Genomic DNA, 18,572 nt, shown 5'->3' with positions numbered 1-18,572 from the left:
AACATTAAAGGGGACCTTTTGTTACCACTCAATCTGAATTGGTGTCCCCATCTCGACAAGCTGGATAAATTCGTCCATCTCCTCGTTGGTAATCGCAATACACCCATTAGTCCAATCAAAACTTTGGATGTAAATCGGCAACTGACTCTCACCGTTTTTTAAGCCATGAATTTTGATGTTCCCTCCAGGGGACACACCTCGGCGCTTCGCTTCCAACGTATCAATCGCATCAGGGTAACTGATATGCACAGAACGATAAAAAGCAGAGTCCTCTATAACATAATCTAGAGTGTATTCGCCCTCTGGTGTGCGATTGTCTCCCTCTTCTTGTTTATGTCCTTGAGGGTTCGCTCCTAAAGCAATTCGGTATTCTTTTAGCACTGCTCCTTGTTCCATCAAATACATTCGACGCTTAGACTTGTCGACTTTAACGAGGTCAACAGCTGCGTGAGTGCCAGAAGCAAACACACAACACAAGAACATAGAGCACCATTTTACTGACATTGTCGTAACGCCTAAGCTAATAAAGTGAACAAGAAAAGAGCGATAATGCTAGTCAGTTAATGCTCGTAAAGCAAACAGTATCTAATGCGGAACCATAAGATAGACTCGCTGAAAGGCGTACTTCTTATCGTTATTTGATACAACAAAAGTCAAAGAGAAGATTTCTCTATTCATTGCGGCTAAGTTGCATTACTTTATAAGCATATTTATTTATAAAGTCCGCACTTTTTGAGAGGGAACCATGATTAACATTGCTTTTTTTAGTGCAAAATCCTACGACGAAGCCTCTTTTAATAAAATTAAAAATAACCGCGATTTTGAATTTCACTATCACGACTTCCGACTAACCGAAAAAACAGCCAAGATGGCGCACGGCAGTGATGTCGTATGTGCGTTTGTTAATGATGATCTTTCAGCTCCTGTCCTTAAACAGCTTTCTCTGGGCGGGACCAAGCTTATTGCTATGCGCTGCGCGGGATATGATAAAGTTGATCAACAAGCAGCCAAAGAACTAGGCTTACAAGTGGTTCGAGTTCCTGCTTACTCACCAGAAGCAGTGGCAGAGCACACGGTTGGTTTAATGATGTGCCTAAACCGCCGTCTTCACAAGGCCTACCAACGCACACGTGACGCCAACTTCTCGCTAGAGGGTCTTGTTGGCTTTAACTTTTTCGGAAAAACCGTTGGTGTTATTGGTACGGGTAAGATTGGTATCGCGACGATGCGTATCTTCAAAGGGCTTGGCATGGAACTGCTTTGCTACGACCCCTACGAAAACCCATTAGCGCTAGAAATGGGAGCCCGTTACTGTTCGCTTGAAGAAATCTACGCTAATGCGGATATTATCTCTCTCCATTGTCCAATGAGTGAAGAAAACTATCACTTATTGAACGAAAAAGCCTTCACGCAAATGAAAGATGGTGTAATGATCATTAACACCAGTCGAGGCGAGTTGCTAGATTCACTAGCGGCGATAGAAGCGTTGAAACAAGGTAAGATTGGTGCGCTTGGCCTAGACGTGTATGACAATGAAAAAGACTTATTCTTCCAAGATAAATCTAACGATGTCATTGTAGATGATGTTTTCCGCCGTTTATCGGCTTGTCATAACGTGCTGTTTACTGGCCACCAAGCATTCTTGACTCACGAAGCACTTAATAATATTGCCTCTGTGACGCTTGATAACGTCGAAGCCTTTTTCTCTGGTAACGTATCGGGCAATGAACTGATTAACTAAAGCCAGACAATCGAGAAGTATAGTAGAGCGTGTGACCTCAGCTATGCTATACTCCTCGGCTATTTAAAATTTGAGCCAAATTACCATGAGCATAAAAACTGATATTCAAAAGCTGCACAACCGTTTAGATACATGCCAACGTAAACTTGATGCGGCACGTTCTCGTGGTGATCACGAAATGATTACAAAGTTCACGGATGAAGTAGAACAGCTGACCAAAAAGCTTAACCAGTTAAAGCACAAGCAAAACTATGAGCTGAACAAAGAACGTAAAAGCTTACTTGATATGCCTTTCTCTCGTGAAATCACCAAAGCAGAACAAGCGGACATAGGCAAACTAAAAAAACGCGTACGCGGCTTAGTAATCGTTCACCCATTAACAAAAGTTGGTAAAGAACTTCGCCTTGATGTGATGACAGGCTTTGCGCCAAAAGAGTTTTAAAACTCGCATTAACATTTATGGAGCCTAAGCATTTGCTTGGGCTTTTTATTTTGTACTGCTTCATTAGATTTCATCGAAATATCAATCCATAAGCTATTAAAAAGGCCAGCGACAAAAGCCACTGACCTATTTCGACCAATATCGTCCGCATTACATCTCAACGTTACGACAGTTGCTGCAACTTGTGCTCCACAACGGGATCATTCGGAACCAACTGCTGAGCGACTTCCAAAAGCTGTACTGCATCTTGCGGGTTGTCATACTCATGCTTAAGTGCAATATCAACAAGTGGCTGAATATCGATTTGCGCTTGATGCTCCTTCACATGTTCTTTCTTTTCTTCAATTAGTACATTATGAGCGGTGCTCAGTAAGTTTAAACGATGCTGTGAGCTCGCATTCGCCTTGTTAAGGCACTGATAGTAATCTTCTTTTAAGCGCAGCGTTTTGGTCTGATGACGAAACTGCGCTATATCTATCTTCTGATAACGTATAAAGTCTACGGCCACTTGCTTATAAAAACCGAATTTATTCAAATACGTCGCGTGGGTACCATGTCCCATCCCGAAGACTCTTAAGTGAGTGAGCTCTGGGTAGCGTTTGGCGTGAAGGCGGTCGATTTCATTAGTTGGATCATAAATGATATAGCCTTTTGCATCGCCAAGGTCGAGGTCGTGATACTTTCCTTCCCAATCAAATTGTTGGGCAAGTTCAGTACTTGGCCTATCATCCCATGGCACCAAAACTTTGTTTTTTGTGCTGACCGGGTGAAACATCAATACTTGATCCAACTTTAATAGATTAGAAAAGGCACCAATAGCAAAACCACCGCGGCTAAGTCCATAGCCTAAACGACATTCAAAGGGCTCAAGTAAAGTCGACAGTTGCTCTAGAAAGAAAATCAAATTACGGCTGCGAAACCAGTTACTTTTCCCAAGATGCTGAAATGAAATAATATTTACTTTTTGTTTCTGGGCTAAGCGATAACCCCAAGGCGCAAAGTCTGAGTGTAAGTCCTGTACTTGTAGATTCGTACCAGCAGGGGAAAAGGTGAACAACAGTGGTTTATTTCGGTCGACAAACTCATACTTAACAAATACATCATCAAGTAAGTCCTCCCCGGACATCGGTAGCCTGGTTTGCTGTTCTTCACGAGAAAGAGCCAGCCATTCATCCAACCAGTACAGTAACTTCATTAATCCTCCATCTAAATTGCGCCTAGCAATTGTGTTAAAAATCTAGTTTTTAGTGTGTGATCATCTCCCCCTGGTTACAGGGGACTCTGATATCAGTCCTCTTTTAAAACAAAGCGTGAATTTGCTTATTAAATTGGTCAATATCTAAGGTTTGATGGCGAACAAACTCCTGCGCCACCAGATTAAAAAATTCTAATTTATCTAATTGTGTGGATTGAGTGCCGTGTCCCATACCGACGACTTTCAAATGAGTAAGCTCGGGATAACGTTCAGCATGAAGACGATCAATGCGATTGGATGGGTCATAAATAATATAACCTTTGGCATTGCCCAAATCTCTATCATGATAGCCGCTTTCCCAAGCAAACTGCTGAGCAAGCTCAGTACTCGGCCGATCATCCCAAGGCACTAACGCTTTATTTTTGTGCTAACAGGATAAAACAACAAAAGATGTTCTAATTTCAGCAAGTTAGCGAACGCGCCAATTGCAAAGCCACCTCGACTTTGCCCATAACCCAAACGACATTGGAAGGGGTGAAGCAACTCAGATAGCTGCTCCAGAAAGAAAATCAAATTCCGACTACGGAACCAATTACTTTGTCCTAAATGTTGAAAGGCAATAATGTTTACTTGTTGTTGTATTCCGAGCTCGTAGCCCCAAGGAGAAAAATCCGGAGTTAAATCTTGTACCTGCACATCAGTACCGGAAGGAGAAAATGTAAACAACAATGGCTTGTTAAGATCGACGAGTTCATACTTCACAAACACATCATCAAGTAAATCGTAGCCAGAGATAGGTAAAGCCATCTCTTGTTCTTGTTGAGTAAGAGCTTGCCATTCATCTAACCAGTAAAGTAGCTTCATTTTTTCTCCAAGTGCATCCGCAGTATTTAGACTGGAACTCTATCAAAATGCGTTTAAGCATCCCACGTTGAGACTTAAGAAAGCTCTATTTGAAGCCCAAATGAGACGTATGGAAATGTCTTCGATTGAAGGTATTACTGCGTAAACTAAACCCAAAGTAGGTACGCAAAAACTTGGAGAAAGAGCTAGAGAAAAATCAATTAGAAGTTTCGATAACAGCGGTTAAAAAACAGCAGATACAAAAAAACCGCTGTAAGAACAGCGGTTTTTTTTAAAAGTGGCGGAGAGATAGGGATTTGAACCCTAGATACGCTATTAACGTATGCCGGTTTTCAAGACCGGTGCTTTCAACCACTCAGCCATCTCTCCACAAATTGTCACTAAAACTTAGTCTTATACTATTGATGCTAATTTTTAGTTTTGCCTTCAGTTATCTCAATTAAAGAGAACTTGAAAGCGATGTTTAAAGCCTGGCGATGTTCTACTCTCACATGGGGAAGCCCCACACTACCATCGACGCTATTTCGTTTCACTTCTGAGTTCGGCATGGAAATCAGGTGGGTCCAAAACGCTATGGTCGCCAAGCAAATTCTTTAATTCGGAAAGCTGTTTTTTAATTCTCGTTCTTACACATTCAATGTTCTTTCATTGAGTCCATCAAAACCCCTTGGGTGTTGTATGGTTAAGCCTCACGGGCAATTAGTACAGGTTAGCTCAACGCCTCACAACGCTTACACACCCTGCCTATCAACGTCGTAGTCTACGACAACCCTTTAGGATACTTAAAGTATCAGGGAGAACTCATCTCAAGGCTCGCTTCCCGCTTAGATGCTTTCAGCGGTTATCGATCCCGAACTTAGCTACCGGGCAATGCGTCTGGCGACACAACCCGAACACCAGAGGTTCGTCCACTCCGGTCCTCTCGTACTAGGAGCAGCCCCTTTCAATTCTCCAACGCCCACGGCAGATAGGGACCGAACTGTCTCACGACGTTCTAAACCCAGCTCGCGTACCACTTTAAATGGCGAACAGCCATACCCTTGGGACCGACTTCAGCCCCAGGATGTGATGAGCCGACATCGAGGTGCCAAACACCGCCGTCGATATGAACTCTTGGGCGGTATCAGCCTGTTATCCCCGGAGTACCTTTTATCCGTTGAGCGATGGCCCTTCCATTCAGAACCACCGGATCACTATGACCTGCTTTCGCACCTGCTCGAATTGTCATTCTCGCAGTCAAGCGGGCTTATGCCATTGCACTAACCTCACGATGTCCAACCGTGATTAGCCCACCTTCGTGCTCCTCCGTTACGCTTTGGGAGGAGACCGCCCCAGTCAAACTACCCACCAGGCACTGTCCGCAACCCCGATAAGGGGTCGACGTTAGAACATCAACACTACAAGGGTGGTATTTCAAGGACGGCTCCACGCAATCTAGCGACTGCGCTTCAAAGCCTCCCACCTATCCTACACATGTAGGGTCAATGTTCAGTGCCAAGCTGTAGTAAAGGTTCACGGGGTCTTTCCGTCTAGCCGCGGGTACACTGCATCTTCACAGCGATTTCAATTTCACTGAGTCTCGGGTGGAGACAGCGTGGCCATCATTACGCCATTCGTGCAGGTCGGAACTTACCCGACAAGGAATTTCGCTACCTTAGGACCGTTATAGTTACGGCCGCCGTTTACCGGGGCTTCGATCAAGAGCTTCGACCGAAGTCTAACCCCATCAATTAACCTTCCGGCACCGGGCAGGCGTCACACCGTATACGTCATCTTGCGATTTTGCACAGTGCTGTGTTTTTAATAAACAGTTGCAGCCACCTGGTATCTGCGACTCTCAATAGCTCCATCCGCGAGGGACTTCACCGTCGAGAGCGTACCTTCTCCCGAAGTTACGGTACCATTTTGCCTAGTTCCTTCACCCGAGTTCTCTCAAGCGCCTTGGTATTCTCTACCCGACCACCTGTGTCGGTTTGGGGTACGATTCCTTACAATCTGAAGCTTAGAGGCTTTTCCTGGAAGCATGGCATCAATGACTTCACTACCGTAGTAGCTCGACGTCGTGTCTCAGCCTTAGAAAGAGCCGGATTTACCTAACTCTTCAGCCTACGCACTTGAACCTGGACAACCGTCGCCAGGCCCACCTAGCCTTCTCCGTCCCCCCATCGCAATTGTAAGAAGTACGGGAATATTAACCCGTTTCCCATCGACTACGCCTTTCGGCCTCGCCTTAGGGGTCGACTTACCCTGCCCCGATTAACGTTGGACAGGAACCCTTGGTCTTCCGGCGAGGAGGTTTTTCACCCCCTTTATCGTTACTCATGTCAGCATTCGCACTTCTGATACGTCCAGCATGCGTTACCACACACCTTCAACCGCTTACAGAACGCTCCCCTACCCAATGCACTAAAGTACATTGCCGCAGCTTCGGTTTACTACTTAGCCCCGTTACATCTTCCGCGCAGGCCGACTCGACCAGTGAGCTATTACGCTTTCTTTAAATGATGGCTGCTTCTAAGCCAACATCCTGGCTGTCTGAGCCTTCCCACATCGTTTCCCACTTAGTAGTAATTTGGGACCTTAGCTGGCGGTCTGGGTTGTTTCCCTCTCCACGACGGACGTTAGCACCCGCCGTGTGTCTCCCGGATAGTACTTACTGGTATTCGGAGTTTGCAAAGGGTTGGTAAGTCGGGATGACCCCCTAGCCTTAACAGTGCTCTACCCCCAGTAGTATTCGTCCGAGGCGCTACCTAAATAGCTTTCGGGGAGAACCAGCTATCTCCAGGTTTGATTGGCCTTTCACCCCTAGCCACAAGTCATCCGCTAATTTTTCAACATTAGTCGGTTCGGTCCTCCAGTTGATGTTACTCAACCTTCAACCTGCCCATGGCTAGATCACCTGGTTTCGGGTCTATATCCAGAGACTGAACGCCCAGTTAAGACTCGGTTTCCCTACGGCTCCCCTAGATGGTTAACCTTGCCACTGAATATAAGTCGCTGACCCATTATACAAAAGGTACGCAGTCACAGGACAAGCCTGCTCCTACTGCTTGTACGTACACGGTTTCAGGTTCTATTTCACTCCCCTCACAGGGGTTCTTTTCGCCTTTCCCTCACGGTACTGGTTCACTATCGGTCAGTCAGTAGTATTTAGCCTTGGAGGATGGTCCCCCCATATTCAGACAGGATATCACGTGTCCCGCCCTACTCGATTTCACTGAACACACGTCGTCAACTACGGGACTATCACCCTGTATCGTCAGCCTTTCCAGACTGTTCGTCTAACGCGTGTAAAGCTTAAGGGCTAGTCCAATTTCGCTCGCCGCTACTTTCGGAATCTCGGTTGATTTCTTTTCCTCGGGGTACTTAGATGTTTCAGTTCCCCCGGTTCGCCCTGTTGAGCTATGTATTCACTCAACAGTAATACCTTATGGTATTGGGTTTCCCCATTCGGAAATCCCAGACTCAAATGGTTTTTACTACCTAATCTGGGCTTATCGCAAGTTAATACGTCCTTCATCGCCTCTGACTGCCAAGGCATCCACCGTGTACGCTTAGTCACTTAACCATACAACCCGAAGGAGTTTCGAGTTGATGTTCAAATCACCAAAGTTGTCTCTCATTATTTGAATGAGCGAGAGACATTCGATTTTGCCGGACTCAATTTCGAATAATCACTGTAAAAGTGATATTCCCAAGAACACTTGAATGTGTTTTTTGGTGTTTGTCATAAAGACAAACATTGAGAACTTTACAAACAATCTTAAAGATTGTTTTGTCAGCTTTCCAAATTGTTAAAGAGCTATGTTGCTTCACAAGGAAGTTACATTTTCTAAAGACTTTCAGAGTCAAAAATACCAACCAGTATCAATTGCTTGTTCTGGTTTGGACGTTTTATTCCAAAAATACTTAGAGAATGGTGGGCGATACCGGGCTCGAACCAGTGACCCCCTGCTTGTAAGGCAGGTGCTCTCCCAACTGAGCTAATCGCCCACATTGTTTTGATTTCCGTGGAAGGAAATGGTGGGTCGTGCAGGATTCGAACCTGCGACCAATTGATTAAAAGTCAACTGCTCTACCAACTGAGCTAACGACCCAATGGTATCCCGTAGGGGAGTCGAACCCCTGTTACCGCCGTGAAAGGGCGGTGTCCTAGGCCTCTAGACGAACGGGACACTAAGTGAACATCTTGGGGGATGTTCTATCTCTTAAACTTCATAAACCGTATCAATCTGTGTGAACACTCATCGCAATAATCATCGTTTAAGGAGGTGATCCAGCGCCAGGTTCCCCTAGCGCTACCTTGTTACGACTTCACCCCAGTCATGAACCACAAAGTGGTAAGCGTCCCCCCGAAGGTTAAACTACCTACTTCTTTTGCAGCCCACTCCCATGGTGTGACGGGCGGTGTGTACAAGGCCCGGGAACGTATTCACCGTGGCATTCTGATCCACGATTACTAGCGATTCCGACTTCATGGAGTCGAGTTGCAGACTCCAATCCGGACTACGACGCACTTTTTGGGATTCGCTCACTTTCGCAAGTTGGCCGCCCTCTGTATGCGCCATTGTAGCACGTGTGTAGCCCTACTCGTAAGGGCCATGATGACTTGACGTCGTCCCCACCTTCCTCCGGTTTATCACCGGCAGTCTCCCTGGAGTTCCCGACATTACTCGCTGGCAAACAAGGATAAGGGTTGCGCTCGTTGCGGGACTTAACCCAACATTTCACAACACGAGCTGACGACAGCCATGCAGCACCTGTCTCAGAGTTCCCGAAGGCACCAATCCATCTCTGGAAAGTTCTCTGGATGTCAAGAGTAGGTAAGGTTCTTCGCGTTGCATCGAATTAAACCACATGCTCCACCGCTTGTGCGGGCCCCCGTCAATTCATTTGAGTTTTAATCTTGCGACCGTACTCCCCAGGCGGTCTACTTAACGCGTTAGCTCCGAAAGCCACGGCTCAAGGCCACAACCTCCAAGTAGACATCGTTTACGGCGTGGACTACCAGGGTATCTAATCCTGTTTGCTCCCCACGCTTTCGCATCTGAGTGTCAGTATCTGTCCAGGGGGCCGCCTTCGCCACCGGTATTCCTTCAGATCTCTACGCATTTCACCGCTACACCTGAAATTCTACCCCCCTCTACAGTACTCTAGTCTGCCAGTTTCAAATGCTATTCCGAGGTTGAGCCCCGGGCTTTCACATCTGACTTAACAAACCACCTGCATGCGCTTTACGCCCAGTAATTCCGATTAACGCTCGCACCCTCCGTATTACCGCGGCTGCTGGCACGGAGTTAGCCGGTGCTTCTTCTGTCGCTAACGTCAAATGATAGTGCTATTAACACTACCACCTTCCTCACGACTGAAAGTGCTTTACAACCCGAAGGCCTTCTTCACACACGCGGCATGGCTGCATCAGGCTTGCGCCCATTGTGCAATATTCCCCACTGCTGCCTCCCGTAGGAGTCTGGACCGTGTCTCAGTTCCAGTGTGGCTGATCATCCTCTCAGACCAGCTAGGGATCGTCGCCTTGGTGAGCCCTTACCTCACCAACTAGCTAATCCCACCTAGGCATATCCTGACGCGAGAGGCCCGAAGGTCCCCCTCTTTGGCCCGTAGGCATCATGCGGTATTAGCCATCGTTTCCAATGGTTATCCCCCACATCAGGGCAATTTCCTAGGCATTACTCACCCGTCCGCCGCTCGACGCCGTTATCGTTCCCCGAAGGTTCAGATAACTCGTTTCCGCTCGACTTGCATGTGTTAGGCCTGCCGCCAGCGTTCAATCTGAGCCATGATCAAACTCTTCAATTTAAGATTTTGTTCGGCTCAATGAATACTGAACATTACATAACGTAATGTTTGAATTGACTGTGCTGAATCCGAAGATTCAATGGTCACTTCGTTTCATTGAAACCTAATTTGATACCGAGGTATCTAATTGGATTATCATCAACGAGTGCCCACACAGATTGATAGGTCTATATTGTTAAAGAGCTTGCTTCGTAAGCTTTGCTATCGAAGCGGAGGCGTATTCTAAGGAATTAATTTTCAGTGTCAAACACTTTTTTAAATTAATTTTTAGAAGTTTTCTTTCGCCTTCTTGCCAACCGCTTTTGCGTTTCCGCTTTGCCCTGACAACGGAGGCGCATTATAGGGAGATGATTTTTCTTGGCAACCCCTTTTCAGAAAAAAAATCAAAAAAAAGCGTCGAATGATGAAATCTCACTCAAACGCTTATTTTTAGCACTCAGTTGTTAACTTCAAGTAGCAAATAGGCAATCAATATGTGTCTAGCCAAGACTCTTCAAAGCCTGTGATATCGAGACTCATTGATTGCGCCGCTTCGATTTGCTCGAGAGCCTCCAATTCTTTATTTACACTGCTCATCGTCAGTGTGTTGTTGTCTAGCTCAAACACCTGACTTTGAGTCGTATAGTAGAACTTAAGGATCGTCAGCGCTTTTACATCGCCATTGTTCGCGGCTGCTTTAATGCTTTTTAGTTTACGAAAGATCTTGTTGTGCAGCTGCTTGAGTTTCCAAACGTACAGCACTTCTTCCATGTATGGTCGAGTTTTAATTTGATTCAATAAAGAGAGGGAAGTTGCAACTGCGAGAACGACACCAATCAAATTCCAATGGAAATTGCCCGTTGATTGTTCTGGTACGACTTCAGTGTTGCCAAACAAAACAATCAACAAGGTACTAAAGGCAAGAGAGGAGATGGCGAGCAACGCAACAAAACCGCCAATCACAAGGTTTACTTTCTTTTTATAAATGTCTTTATTTATCTGTTTGATTTCCATATATCACTCCTAACAGGGTTGCCTCCTATTCTAACCAGCACACCCAGCTCCACAATCGAAGCTTTGTAAGTAAGTTCACATTTGCTATTAAACTCGCATCCCTTCCCTGCTTGGGTATATACTTCCGCGCATTCACTCTTCCTATATAGAGGCTAAATTCATGCGCTCTTTTGTTTTACGAGCTCGCGCGGCGCCAACCACCAGCAAAGCACTGTTAGAAGGTGTTGGTAATGAAGCGCATACAGAGATTCTTGCTCATACCATGATGAACACGATGTTCGTTGCTCAATCACACCGTGAAGATGTGGTTGTTCACTTGGTTTTAGAAAGCACAAAAGATTTCTCACGCACCATTACTATTCGCTCCAACGACATCACCAACATTGGCGGCTTCCATGAGTCAACCTTGATTGCAGCAGTGGCTCGCGCTTTGGATGCTTCGGTTGGTATGGGTAAAGAGCAACTTCGTGAAGTCGAACCTGGTATTACCGTTCGTACAGTGAGCTTTGAACGCCTAGTACAAGAACTGGCAGAAGATCACCAACTATATATGCTGGATAAGAAAGGCGAATTTGTTCGTGATGCAGAAATTGGTGAAAATCCATGTTTCTTGCTAACTGACCATATACCGATGCCGAAAAAGTCTTTTAACAGCTTAAAGCGCCTTGGCACAGAGAAGATCAGCTTAGGTCCTAAGATGCTTTTCGCTTCTCAGTGTGTAGTATTGATCCACAATGAGTTGGACATACGCGAATTCTAGTTATTCGCGCACACGTTGCTAGATAATGAAAGAGGACTCTATTGAGTCCTCTTTTTGTTTCTATAGTAATGCTAAGTTTACTTACCACCAATGCTCAAACGAGCAAAACGAACGTCTGGCGAGAAGAAAGTTCGGCTATCGTTAATTAGCTGAGTATCACCTACTGCCTCAACTTCTTGCAGCATATTGTAGAAGTTACCCGCTACCGTGATCCCACGAACTGGTTGAATGCGCTTACCATCACGGCACAAGAAACCACTCGCGCCAAATGAGAAATCACCACTCACTGCATCCGCACCAGAATGGACACCTTGAAGTTCGACTAACTCTAGGTACTCACCCGCTTTTACTTCTGACGCACTGCTGTTACCCGTCGCAATCACTTTGTGATTCGCTGATACGTCTAGGCTCGATTTTGCACCGCGAGCGGCACTTGCTGTCGAGACTGCGCCCAAGTAACTTGCGGTCTGGCTGTTGTGTAGCAAGGTTTTCAACTCACCATTAGCAATCATGACATTATCTTGAGTAGCGAAGCCTTCACTATCAAAACTCGCGATTGCCATACCATTTGGCATGTAAGCCGTATCAGTAAAGGTAATTAAATCACTCGCAACACGTTGACCAAGCTTGTCACCCAGTGGCGTAATGCCTTTCATCGCGCTTACGCCAGAGAAAGCACTGCCGAAAGCACCGAATAAACTTGCTAGCGCATTGATGTGGAAGATAGCAGGGTAGTTACCCGTCGCAACCGGTGCGCCTTCAAGAAGATCGCGAGCAAGGTTGTAGCCACCCTCGATACAGTAAGCTGGATTCAACTCATCAAAACGGCGACCCAGTGACATTCTACCCGCCATTGACTGTTTGCCGTCTTTTTCAAACAAGGTATACGCGTAACAAGTGAACGAGCGCTCGAAGTGTTGACACAATGTGCCTTGAGTATTGGCAATGATCAGTTGTGTTTCGCCATCGCTGTAACCATTGTAAGGTGCGCTAGAGGCGTGAGGCAGAGCCACTACGCCTTGCTCAAGAGCGAGAGACAGTTCGATTTTTTCGTCAACAGAAGTTGTATCTTCTTGCGCAATCTCAGCAACATCAGTCGCGATTTGACTGTTCACGCAACTAATCGTCTGATGTTCATCTTGCTTGGAAAAGCGAGCGCTTTGCAGTGCGTTGGTCAGCATCAAATCCAAGCTTGGTTGCTCTAACGACTCAGAATAGCTTGTTGCAACACGCGCATCTTTCACAACACGAACACCCAGAACTTGGCTTGAGCTTACTTTGTACTCATCCAGCTTTCCTTGGTTCGCTTTCAAAGAAAAGCTACTGTTACGGTTTACAATGACGTCCGCTTCTGCACCTTGGCGTTTTGCTTCTGATAGGACGTAATCAACCGCATTAAGAAGTTGTTGTTCTTGGCTCATTAGTTACCGCCTCCTACCAGAATGTTATCTACTTTCAGCGTTGGCTGACCGACAGTTGTTGGTACTGAACCACTCACGGAACCACACATGCCCGGCGCAAGCGCCATGTCTTTGCCGACCATGCTGATTTCTTTCAACACTTTTGGACCCGTGCTGATCAGCGTTGCTGTTTTCAGAGGCTTGGTGATTTTGCCATTTTCAATGAGGTAGGCTTCACGAACAGCAAAGTTAAACTCCCCCGTACCCGGTTGAACAGAGCCACCGCCCATCTTCTTCGCATAGATACCACGTTCGATGCCTGCCAGCATGTCATTAAGTGAATGCTCGCCCTCTTCGATAAAGGTGTTACGCATGCGCGAGGTTGGTGCGAACTTGTAGTTTTGACGACGACCAGAACCCGTAGGCTCATAACCTGTCTTCATGCCACCCATTTTATCGACCATGAAGCTGGTTAGCTTACCGTCTTTGATCAGTTGAGTGCGCTGAGTCTTCATACCTTCATCATCAATGTGAATCGAGCCCCATTCGTTGGTCATGGTGCCATCATCGACTGCATTCACTGCGGTGTGAGCAACCATTTCGCCCATCTTGTCGTGGAAGACTGATGCTTTCTTCGCAACTGAAGTGGTTTCTAGCAAGTGACCACATGCTTCATGGAAGATAACGCCGCCAAAGCCGTTACCAATCACCACCGGCATTTCACCCGATGGACAAGCATCCGCGCCAAGTTTTACTAACGCTTGCTGCGCGATAGTTTGACCTAGCTCTTTGGCATCAAGCTGTTCACTGAATTCCCAACCAGCAAGAGCGCCAGGACCTTCCATACCAGAAGACTGCTCATTACCTTTTTGCGCGACAGTGTTACCAGCAACACGAATGTAGTGGCGAGTATCGTCAACGTGTAGACCTTCTGAGTTGAAGATAGACACTTGTTGCTCGCGCTGAAGAACGCTGCCAATAAACTGGCTGATATGTTCACTCTCAGCACGTGCGGCTTGGTCAACTTTCAATAGAAACGCGATTTTTGAATCTAGGTTAGCATCCTTACCTAGCGGCATGCGGCAACCATGTTGGATTGGGTAGCGGTTCAAATTCAAAGAACCCGCTGACGCGATTTGCTCACGCTTGTCTTTTGCAGCAAGCAGCGAGGTTACGCGCTTTAGTTCGGCTTCATCTGTGCTGTTGGTGTAACCGTAAAGCACCTTATGACCGAAAAAAAGACGAATACCGATACCAAAATCGATACCCGAGTTAACCTTATCCACTTCACCAGATGCGATCTGGACAGTGTTGGTTTGGTGATGTTCAACGAATAGTTCAGCGAAATCAGCCCCCAAAAAGAGCGCATGATCGATCACTGACTTCGCTGTTACAGAATTAAGCATGAAGTCTCCTTGCTCGATGATCGTCTTAGCCTTCCTAATTAACTGTGAAAAAGTTCAACAAAGTTAAATTGGCAACACGTTAAATTTTAACAGTTTTTTAACCTTGTTTTGTGCTAATCCTTGCTTAACGAGACCACGATTATTTATTAAATATTCCAGGTTCTGCTCATTCACCAGAGCGTTGCACTAGTAAATTCCACCCAGCAAACCATTTAGGTGCTTACTTTATCACTCACCTCGCATAATTGAATACTCATTATAATTACGCTCAAAAAACGTATCCCTTCCGCAATGGTCCTGCTATCATCCGAACGAAATAGTCGGGGGGCCACACGACAAGTGTTGGCTGAGATCGAAATTCGAGACCCGTTGAACCTGATTCAGTTAGCACTGACGTAGGGAACTATGCACACTTTGCCTTTCGTCGCCCCTCTTAGGTAAGCGATAGCGATCGAAAAATCGATCTATCTGCAACGGTCAAAGTCAGTTCCTATACGTCTTGTAGTAGGAGCGACCATGACGCAGCAATCACAACCTCATTCACATCACACGCCAGCCTTGCCTACCCCTATCGTATTGACCATCGCGGGCTCAGACAGTGGTGGCGGTGCAGGTATTCAAGCCGACATCAAAGCGATGTCCGCAACCGGCAGTTTTGCTTGCTCGGTAATCACGGCGATTACTTCGCAAAATACCCAAGGCGTTTCTGCGATTTTCCCCATTCCTCTCGACCATGTAGAGAGCCAACTTGATGCAGTATTTACCGACCTCAACATCGTTGCAGTCAAAGTGGGCATGCTGGCAGATTCCAACATCATCAAAGTCGTTGCAGACAAAATTAAACAATACCAGCCAAAACACCTCGTGATTGACCCTGTGATGGTGGCCACCAGCGGCGATCTATTACTGGAACAGTCGGCAATCAGCACTTTAAAAGAAGAATTGATTCCGCTCGCAGACATCATTACCCCTAACCTACCCGAAGGCGCAGCATTGACGGGTAAGCCAATGCCTCAATCAGAATCTGAAATGAACGATATGATTACCGACCTTCGTGCGCTTGGCGCCAAAGCTATTCTGCTCAAAGGCGGTCACCTTGAAGAAAATGAAAACAGCAACGATCTGCTTATCATGCAAGACAGTGCCGAGTTAATTAGCGCCAAGCGATTTCCAACCAAAAACACTCATGGCACAGGCTGTACACTTTCTTCCGCCATTGCGTCTTATCTTGGCCAAGGCAACAACCTACACAAAGCGGTGCACCTGGGTAAGCAGTACATCAGCCAAGCTATCGCACACGCTGATGAATTGGATGTAGGTAAAGGCCATGGCCCTGTGAACCACTTTTTTGCGGGTCATACTTATGTTCGCTAACGCGATTGGCATTCAGCTTTCCGATGCTAGTCTGCGATACAAAGACAGCCAAACACCAACGCTAGCAGGGTTGAGTATGACTATTCCTGCTAATCAATGGACAGTGTTACTTGGTCGCAGTGGCTGCGGAAAAACGACGATATTGCGTTACTTAGCTGGCCTACTGGATGACCAAGTTGACTGGCATGGCGAACTCATCACAACGGATGGCGCTGCACTGCATGACCGTATCGCTTACATGGCTCAGCAGGATTTATTGCTACCGTGGTTGAATGTGTTAGACAACGTCTGCCTCAGTTCTCGATTTTCTCAAGAGCAAGCACCAGAGCAAAATAGACAACGTGCACTGGCTTTACTAAACCAAGTAAAACTCGCCGATTACGCGGATGCTAAACCAACTCAGCTCTCTGGCGGCATGAGACAACGTGTTGCCCTTGCTCGCACTCTGATGCAAGACAAGCCTCTGGTTCTGATGGATGAGCCTTTCTCTGCGTTGGACGCGGTTACTCGCCATAAGTTGCAGACCTTGTCTGCCGAATTACTGAAAGATAAGACCGTTGTTCTTATTACCCACGACCCACAAGAAGCGGTGCGATTAGCTCACCAACTCTATGTACTGCAAGGTACGCCTGCGCAAGCTCAGCACTTGGTTGTTCCGGATTCCAAGCCACCACGAGTTCTCGATGGAGAGTGCGCCGCGCTTCAACAAGCGATTTTGGATCAATTGGAGAAAGGCTATGAGTGATATGACTCAGTACAACTCCGTTTCGGCACGCGTTAGTAAAAAAGAACGCGTGACCCATCCGGCTCTACGCTTAGTTATCAGCACAGCGGTGATCTTGGGATTGTGGCAGATGGTTGTTGTGGTATTCGACATGCCAAGCTTCATCTTACCTTCACCAATTGAAGTGCTGGATAGATTAGTCACTCGTTACGATGTTCTGCTCAAACATACTTGGGTTACCGCGCAAGAGATTTTACTTGGCTTGGCGCTTGGATTATCAATGGGTTTGCTGTTCGCATTGCAAATGCTGATGTTCGAGCCGCTGAAGCGTTGGTTACTGCCAATTCTGATTGCTAGCCAAGCGATCCCTGTATTCGCTATCGCGCCAGTGCTCATGCTTTGGCTGGGTTACGGCATTGCATCGAAAGTAGTCATGGCGGCGATCATCATCTTTTTCCCCGTCACGACATGTTGCTATGACGGCTTGCGCAATACGCCAACAGGTTACCTCGACCTTGCCAAGACCATGGGCGCGTCTAAATGGCAGCTACTTCGTCATATTCAATTGCCAGCCGCCCTACCAACTTTAGCCTCAGGTATTCGTGTTGCCGTCGTTATTGCGCCAATTGGAGCAGTGGTCGGTGAGTGGGTAGGTTCAAGTGAAGGCTTGGGTTATCTGATGCTCCAAGCTAACGCTCGCATGATCATTGATGAGATGTTTGCGGCGCTGTTTATCCTCGCCGTGCTGTCTATCGCACTCTACTTCATCACCGATAAATTATTGAAAAAAGCCATCCCTTGGGAAAGCAAGTAATTGCCGAAAATAACCAAAGGAAATTGGGAAAGAAAAGGAAGAACCCCGTGAATAAAAACAAACTTATGAGCGCTGCTGCTCTACTCGCTTCAGTGGTATCAACCAATGTGCTTGCAGCAGAAAAAGAGATGACACTGATGTTGGATTGGTTCGTCAACCCAAATCATGGTCCTATCGTGATTGCCAAAGAGCGTGGTTACTTCAAAGAACAAGGTTTGAAGGTCAACATTCAAGAGCCGGCAGATCCAAGCACGCCACCTAAGTTGGTCGCGGCGGGTAAAGTCGACATGGCGATTTCATACCAACCGAGCCTAACTATCGATGTCGCAGCTGGTTTGCCACTAATCCGCTCTGCGACTTTGATTGCTACGCCACTCAACACTCTGATGGTGTTGGATAACGGTAAGAATGAAAACCTTGGCGACTTGAAAGGCAAGAAGATCGGTATTGCGATCGCAGGCAACGAAGAAGCGACAATCGGCACCATGCTAACTCAAGAGAACGTGAAGTTTTCTGACGTACAAATCATCAACGTAGGTTGGGCGCTGTCTTCGTCTCTTGCGTCTGGAAAGGTGGATGCGATTTGGGGCGGTCTACGTAACTTCGAAACCAACCAACTGGCACTAGAAGGTTATAAAGCTAAGGCCTTCTTCCCTGAAGAACACGGCGTGCCAGCGTATGACGAGTTAGTCTTCGTAGCCAATGCAAAAACCTACGACAAAGAAGCCATCAAGGCATTCAACAAAGCGCTAGAGCAAGCAACCACTTACATCGTTAACCATCCAAAAGAATCTTGGAAAGAGTTTGTTGCTTATTCACCAGACACGCTCAACAACGAGCTTAACCAACGCGCTTGGAACGACACGCTAACTCGTTTTGCTCTTCGTCCATCCGCAGTAGATCTGAAACGCTACGATGATTATGCGCAATTCATGTATTCACAAAAAATCATCGAAACACTGCCAAAAGCGAAAGATTACGTACCGAACTTTGACTAATTCTACTGACTTTGGGCTCTAAGCCTAGGGTCTTTTGATAACGA

14 protein-coding genes, 4 tRNA genes, 3 rRNA genes and 1 riboswitch are annotated in these 18,572 nt (G+C 46.5%); of the genes, 7 read left to right on the top strand and 14 right to left on the bottom strand.

Annotation, left to right across the window (positions count from 1 at the left end):
- Positions 1-21: 21 nt before the first annotated feature.
- Positions 22-504: a L,D-transpeptidase family protein gene (locus N646_RS17780; RefSeq protein WP_017819702.1), complete on the bottom strand. Its 483-nt coding sequence runs from the start codon at positions 502-504 to the stop codon at positions 22-24.
- Between the two features lie 241 nt (positions 505-745).
- Here N646_RS17780 and N646_RS17775 point away from each other — a divergent pair, with 241 nt between their 5' ends.
- Both N646_RS17775 and N646_RS17770 read left to right on the top strand, forming a co-directional pair.
- Complete coding sequence (locus N646_RS17775; RefSeq protein WP_017819701.1) at positions 746-1,741, top strand: 2-hydroxyacid dehydrogenase; 996 nt, start codon at positions 746-748, stop codon at positions 1,739-1,741.
- Positions 1,742-1,826: 85 nt separating this feature from the next.
- Positions 1,827-2,183, top strand: a complete 357-nt coding sequence (locus tag N646_RS17770) for a YibL family ribosome-associated protein (RefSeq protein WP_005374274.1) — start codon at positions 1,827-1,829, stop codon at positions 2,181-2,183.
- Between the two features lie 163 nt (positions 2,184-2,346).
- Here N646_RS17770 and N646_RS17765 read toward each other — a convergent pair whose 3' ends face one another.
- The 11 genes from N646_RS17765 to N646_RS17720 all read right to left on the bottom strand — a co-directional run bounded on the left by N646_RS17765 (position 2,347) and on the right by N646_RS17720 (position 11,052).
- Positions 2,347-3,378: a hypothetical protein gene (locus N646_RS17765; protein ID WP_005374275.1), complete on the bottom strand. Its 1,032-nt coding sequence runs from the start codon at positions 3,376-3,378 to the stop codon at positions 2,347-2,349.
- 103 nt (positions 3,379-3,481) lie between these two features.
- Positions 3,482-3,787, bottom strand: a complete 306-nt coding sequence (locus tag N646_RS25015) for a hypothetical protein (protein WP_021035900.1) — start codon at positions 3,785-3,787, stop codon at positions 3,482-3,484.
- Positions 3,787-4,242: a hypothetical protein gene (locus N646_RS25010; protein ID WP_021035899.1), complete on the bottom strand. Its 456-nt coding sequence runs from the start codon at positions 4,240-4,242 to the stop codon at positions 3,787-3,789. Before N646_RS25010 ends, N646_RS25015 begins: the two co-directional genes overlap by 1 nt.
- A gap of 278 nt (positions 4,243-4,520) precedes the next feature.
- Positions 4,521-4,611 (bottom strand) — tRNA-Ser (locus N646_RS17755).
- Between the two features lie 99 nt (positions 4,612-4,710).
- A 5S ribosomal RNA gene (gene rrf, locus N646_RS17750) occupies positions 4,711-4,827 on the bottom strand.
- Positions 4,828-4,920: 93 nt separating this feature from the next.
- Positions 4,921-7,810, bottom strand: a 23S ribosomal RNA gene (locus tag N646_RS17745).
- Between the two features lie 349 nt (positions 7,811-8,159).
- Positions 8,160-8,235 (bottom strand) — tRNA-Val (locus N646_RS17740).
- Between the two features lie 28 nt (positions 8,236-8,263).
- Positions 8,264-8,339 (bottom strand) — tRNA-Lys (locus N646_RS17735).
- Between the two features lie 2 nt (positions 8,340-8,341).
- Positions 8,342-8,417: transfer RNA gene (locus N646_RS17730), tRNA-Glu, on the bottom strand.
- Positions 8,418-8,506: 89 nt separating this feature from the next.
- A 16S ribosomal RNA gene (locus N646_RS17725) occupies positions 8,507-10,059 on the bottom strand.
- The 16S, 23S and 5S rRNA genes sit together here with 4 tRNA genes alongside, the layout of an rRNA operon.
- 468 nt (positions 10,060-10,527) lie before the next feature.
- The gene (locus N646_RS17720) at positions 10,528-11,052 is read right to left on the bottom strand and encodes a DUF3087 domain-containing protein (protein ID WP_017820996.1); all 525 of its coding nucleotides are present in this window, start codon (positions 11,050-11,052) and stop codon (positions 10,528-10,530) included.
- Positions 11,053-11,212: 160 nt separating this feature from the next.
- On the opposite strand from N646_RS17720, the gene trmY reads away from it, so the two are divergent.
- On the top strand, positions 11,213-11,812 hold the full coding sequence (trmY, locus tag N646_RS17715) for a tRNA (pseudouridine(54)-N(1))-methyltransferase TrmY (protein WP_017634347.1): 600 nt from the start codon (positions 11,213-11,215) through the stop codon (positions 11,810-11,812).
- A 77-nt stretch (positions 11,813-11,889) separates the two neighbouring features.
- On the opposite strand, the gene N646_RS17710 is transcribed toward trmY, so the two are convergent.
- A complete protein-coding gene (locus N646_RS17710) occupies positions 11,890-13,233 on the bottom strand; it encodes a TldD/PmbA family protein (protein ID WP_017820997.1) in 1,344 nt (447 codons plus the stop codon).
- On the bottom strand, positions 13,233-14,618 hold the full coding sequence (locus N646_RS17705) for a TldD/PmbA family protein (protein WP_017820998.1): 1,386 nt from the start codon (positions 14,616-14,618) through the stop codon (positions 13,233-13,235). The genes N646_RS17710 and N646_RS17705 overlap by 1 nt, the downstream gene beginning before the upstream one ends.
- A gap of 311 nt (positions 14,619-14,929) precedes the next feature.
- Positions 14,930-15,037, top strand: a riboswitch (TPP riboswitch).
- A 97-nt stretch (positions 15,038-15,134) separates the two neighbouring features.
- On the opposite strand from N646_RS17705, the gene thiD reads away from it, so the two are divergent.
- The 4 genes from thiD to N646_RS17685 are packed head-to-tail and all read left to right on the top strand — an operon-like array spanning position 15,135 to position 18,528.
- The gene (gene thiD, locus N646_RS17700) at positions 15,135-15,992 is read left to right on the top strand and encodes a bifunctional hydroxymethylpyrimidine kinase/phosphomethylpyrimidine kinase (RefSeq protein WP_005383329.1); all 858 of its coding nucleotides are present in this window, start codon (positions 15,135-15,137) and stop codon (positions 15,990-15,992) included.
- Positions 15,982-16,737 carry an ABC transporter ATP-binding protein gene (locus N646_RS17695; RefSeq protein ID WP_017820999.1) on the top strand — a complete coding sequence of 252 codons (756 nt, stop codon included), beginning with the start codon at positions 15,982-15,984 and terminating at the stop codon, positions 16,735-16,737. The genes thiD and N646_RS17695 overlap by 11 nt, the downstream gene beginning before the upstream one ends.
- Positions 16,730-17,530, top strand: coding sequence for an ABC transporter permease (locus N646_RS17690; protein ID WP_017821000.1), 801 nt, complete (start codon positions 16,730-16,732; stop codon positions 17,528-17,530). The genes N646_RS17695 and N646_RS17690 overlap by 8 nt, the downstream gene beginning before the upstream one ends.
- A 47-nt stretch (positions 17,531-17,577) precedes the next feature.
- The gene (locus N646_RS17685) at positions 17,578-18,528 is read left to right on the top strand and encodes an ABC transporter substrate-binding protein (protein WP_017821001.1); all 951 of its coding nucleotides are present in this window, start codon (positions 17,578-17,580) and stop codon (positions 18,526-18,528) included.
- Positions 18,529-18,572: the final 44 nt, after the last annotated feature.

The organism is Vibrio alginolyticus NBRC 15630 = ATCC 17749, from assembly GCF_000354175.2.
Taxonomy (GTDB): domain Bacteria; phylum Pseudomonadota; class Gammaproteobacteria; order Enterobacterales; family Vibrionaceae; genus Vibrio; species Vibrio alginolyticus.
Note: the sequence above shows the minus strand (reverse complement) of the source record. Positions and strands in the feature narration are given on the sequence as shown.

Coding starts and splice junctions, on each gene's coding strand:
- N646_RS17780 (WP_017819702.1), bottom strand. CDS start 504: ATGTCAGTAAAATGGTGCTCTATGTTCTTGTGTTGTGTGTTTGCTTCT.
- N646_RS17775 (WP_017819701.1), top strand. CDS start 746: ATGATTAACATTGCTTTTTTTAGTGCAAAATCCTACGACGAAGCCTCT.
- N646_RS17770 (WP_005374274.1), top strand. CDS start 1,827: ATGAGCATAAAAACTGATATTCAAAAGCTGCACAACCGTTTAGATACA.
- N646_RS17765 (WP_005374275.1), bottom strand. CDS start 3,378: ATGAAGTTACTGTACTGGTTGGATGAATGGCTGGCTCTTTCTCGTGAA.
- N646_RS25010 (WP_021035899.1), bottom strand. CDS start 4,242: ATGAAGCTACTTTACTGGTTAGATGAATGGCAAGCTCTTACTCAACAA.
- N646_RS17720 (WP_017820996.1), bottom strand. CDS start 11,052: ATGGAAATCAAACAGATAAATAAAGACATTTATAAAAAGAAAGTAAAC.
- trmY (WP_017634347.1), top strand. CDS start 11,213: ATGCGCTCTTTTGTTTTACGAGCTCGCGCGGCGCCAACCACCAGCAAA.
- N646_RS17710 (WP_017820997.1), bottom strand. CDS start 13,233: ATGAGCCAAGAACAACAACTTCTTAATGCGGTTGATTACGTCCTATCA.
- N646_RS17705 (WP_017820998.1), bottom strand. CDS start 14,618: ATGCTTAATTCTGTAACAGCGAAGTCAGTGATCGATCATGCGCTCTTT.
- thiD (WP_005383329.1), top strand. CDS start 15,135: ATGACGCAGCAATCACAACCTCATTCACATCACACGCCAGCCTTGCCT.
- N646_RS17695 (WP_017820999.1), top strand. CDS start 15,982: ATGTTCGCTAACGCGATTGGCATTCAGCTTTCCGATGCTAGTCTGCGA.
- N646_RS17690 (WP_017821000.1), top strand. CDS start 16,730: ATGAGTGATATGACTCAGTACAACTCCGTTTCGGCACGCGTTAGTAAA.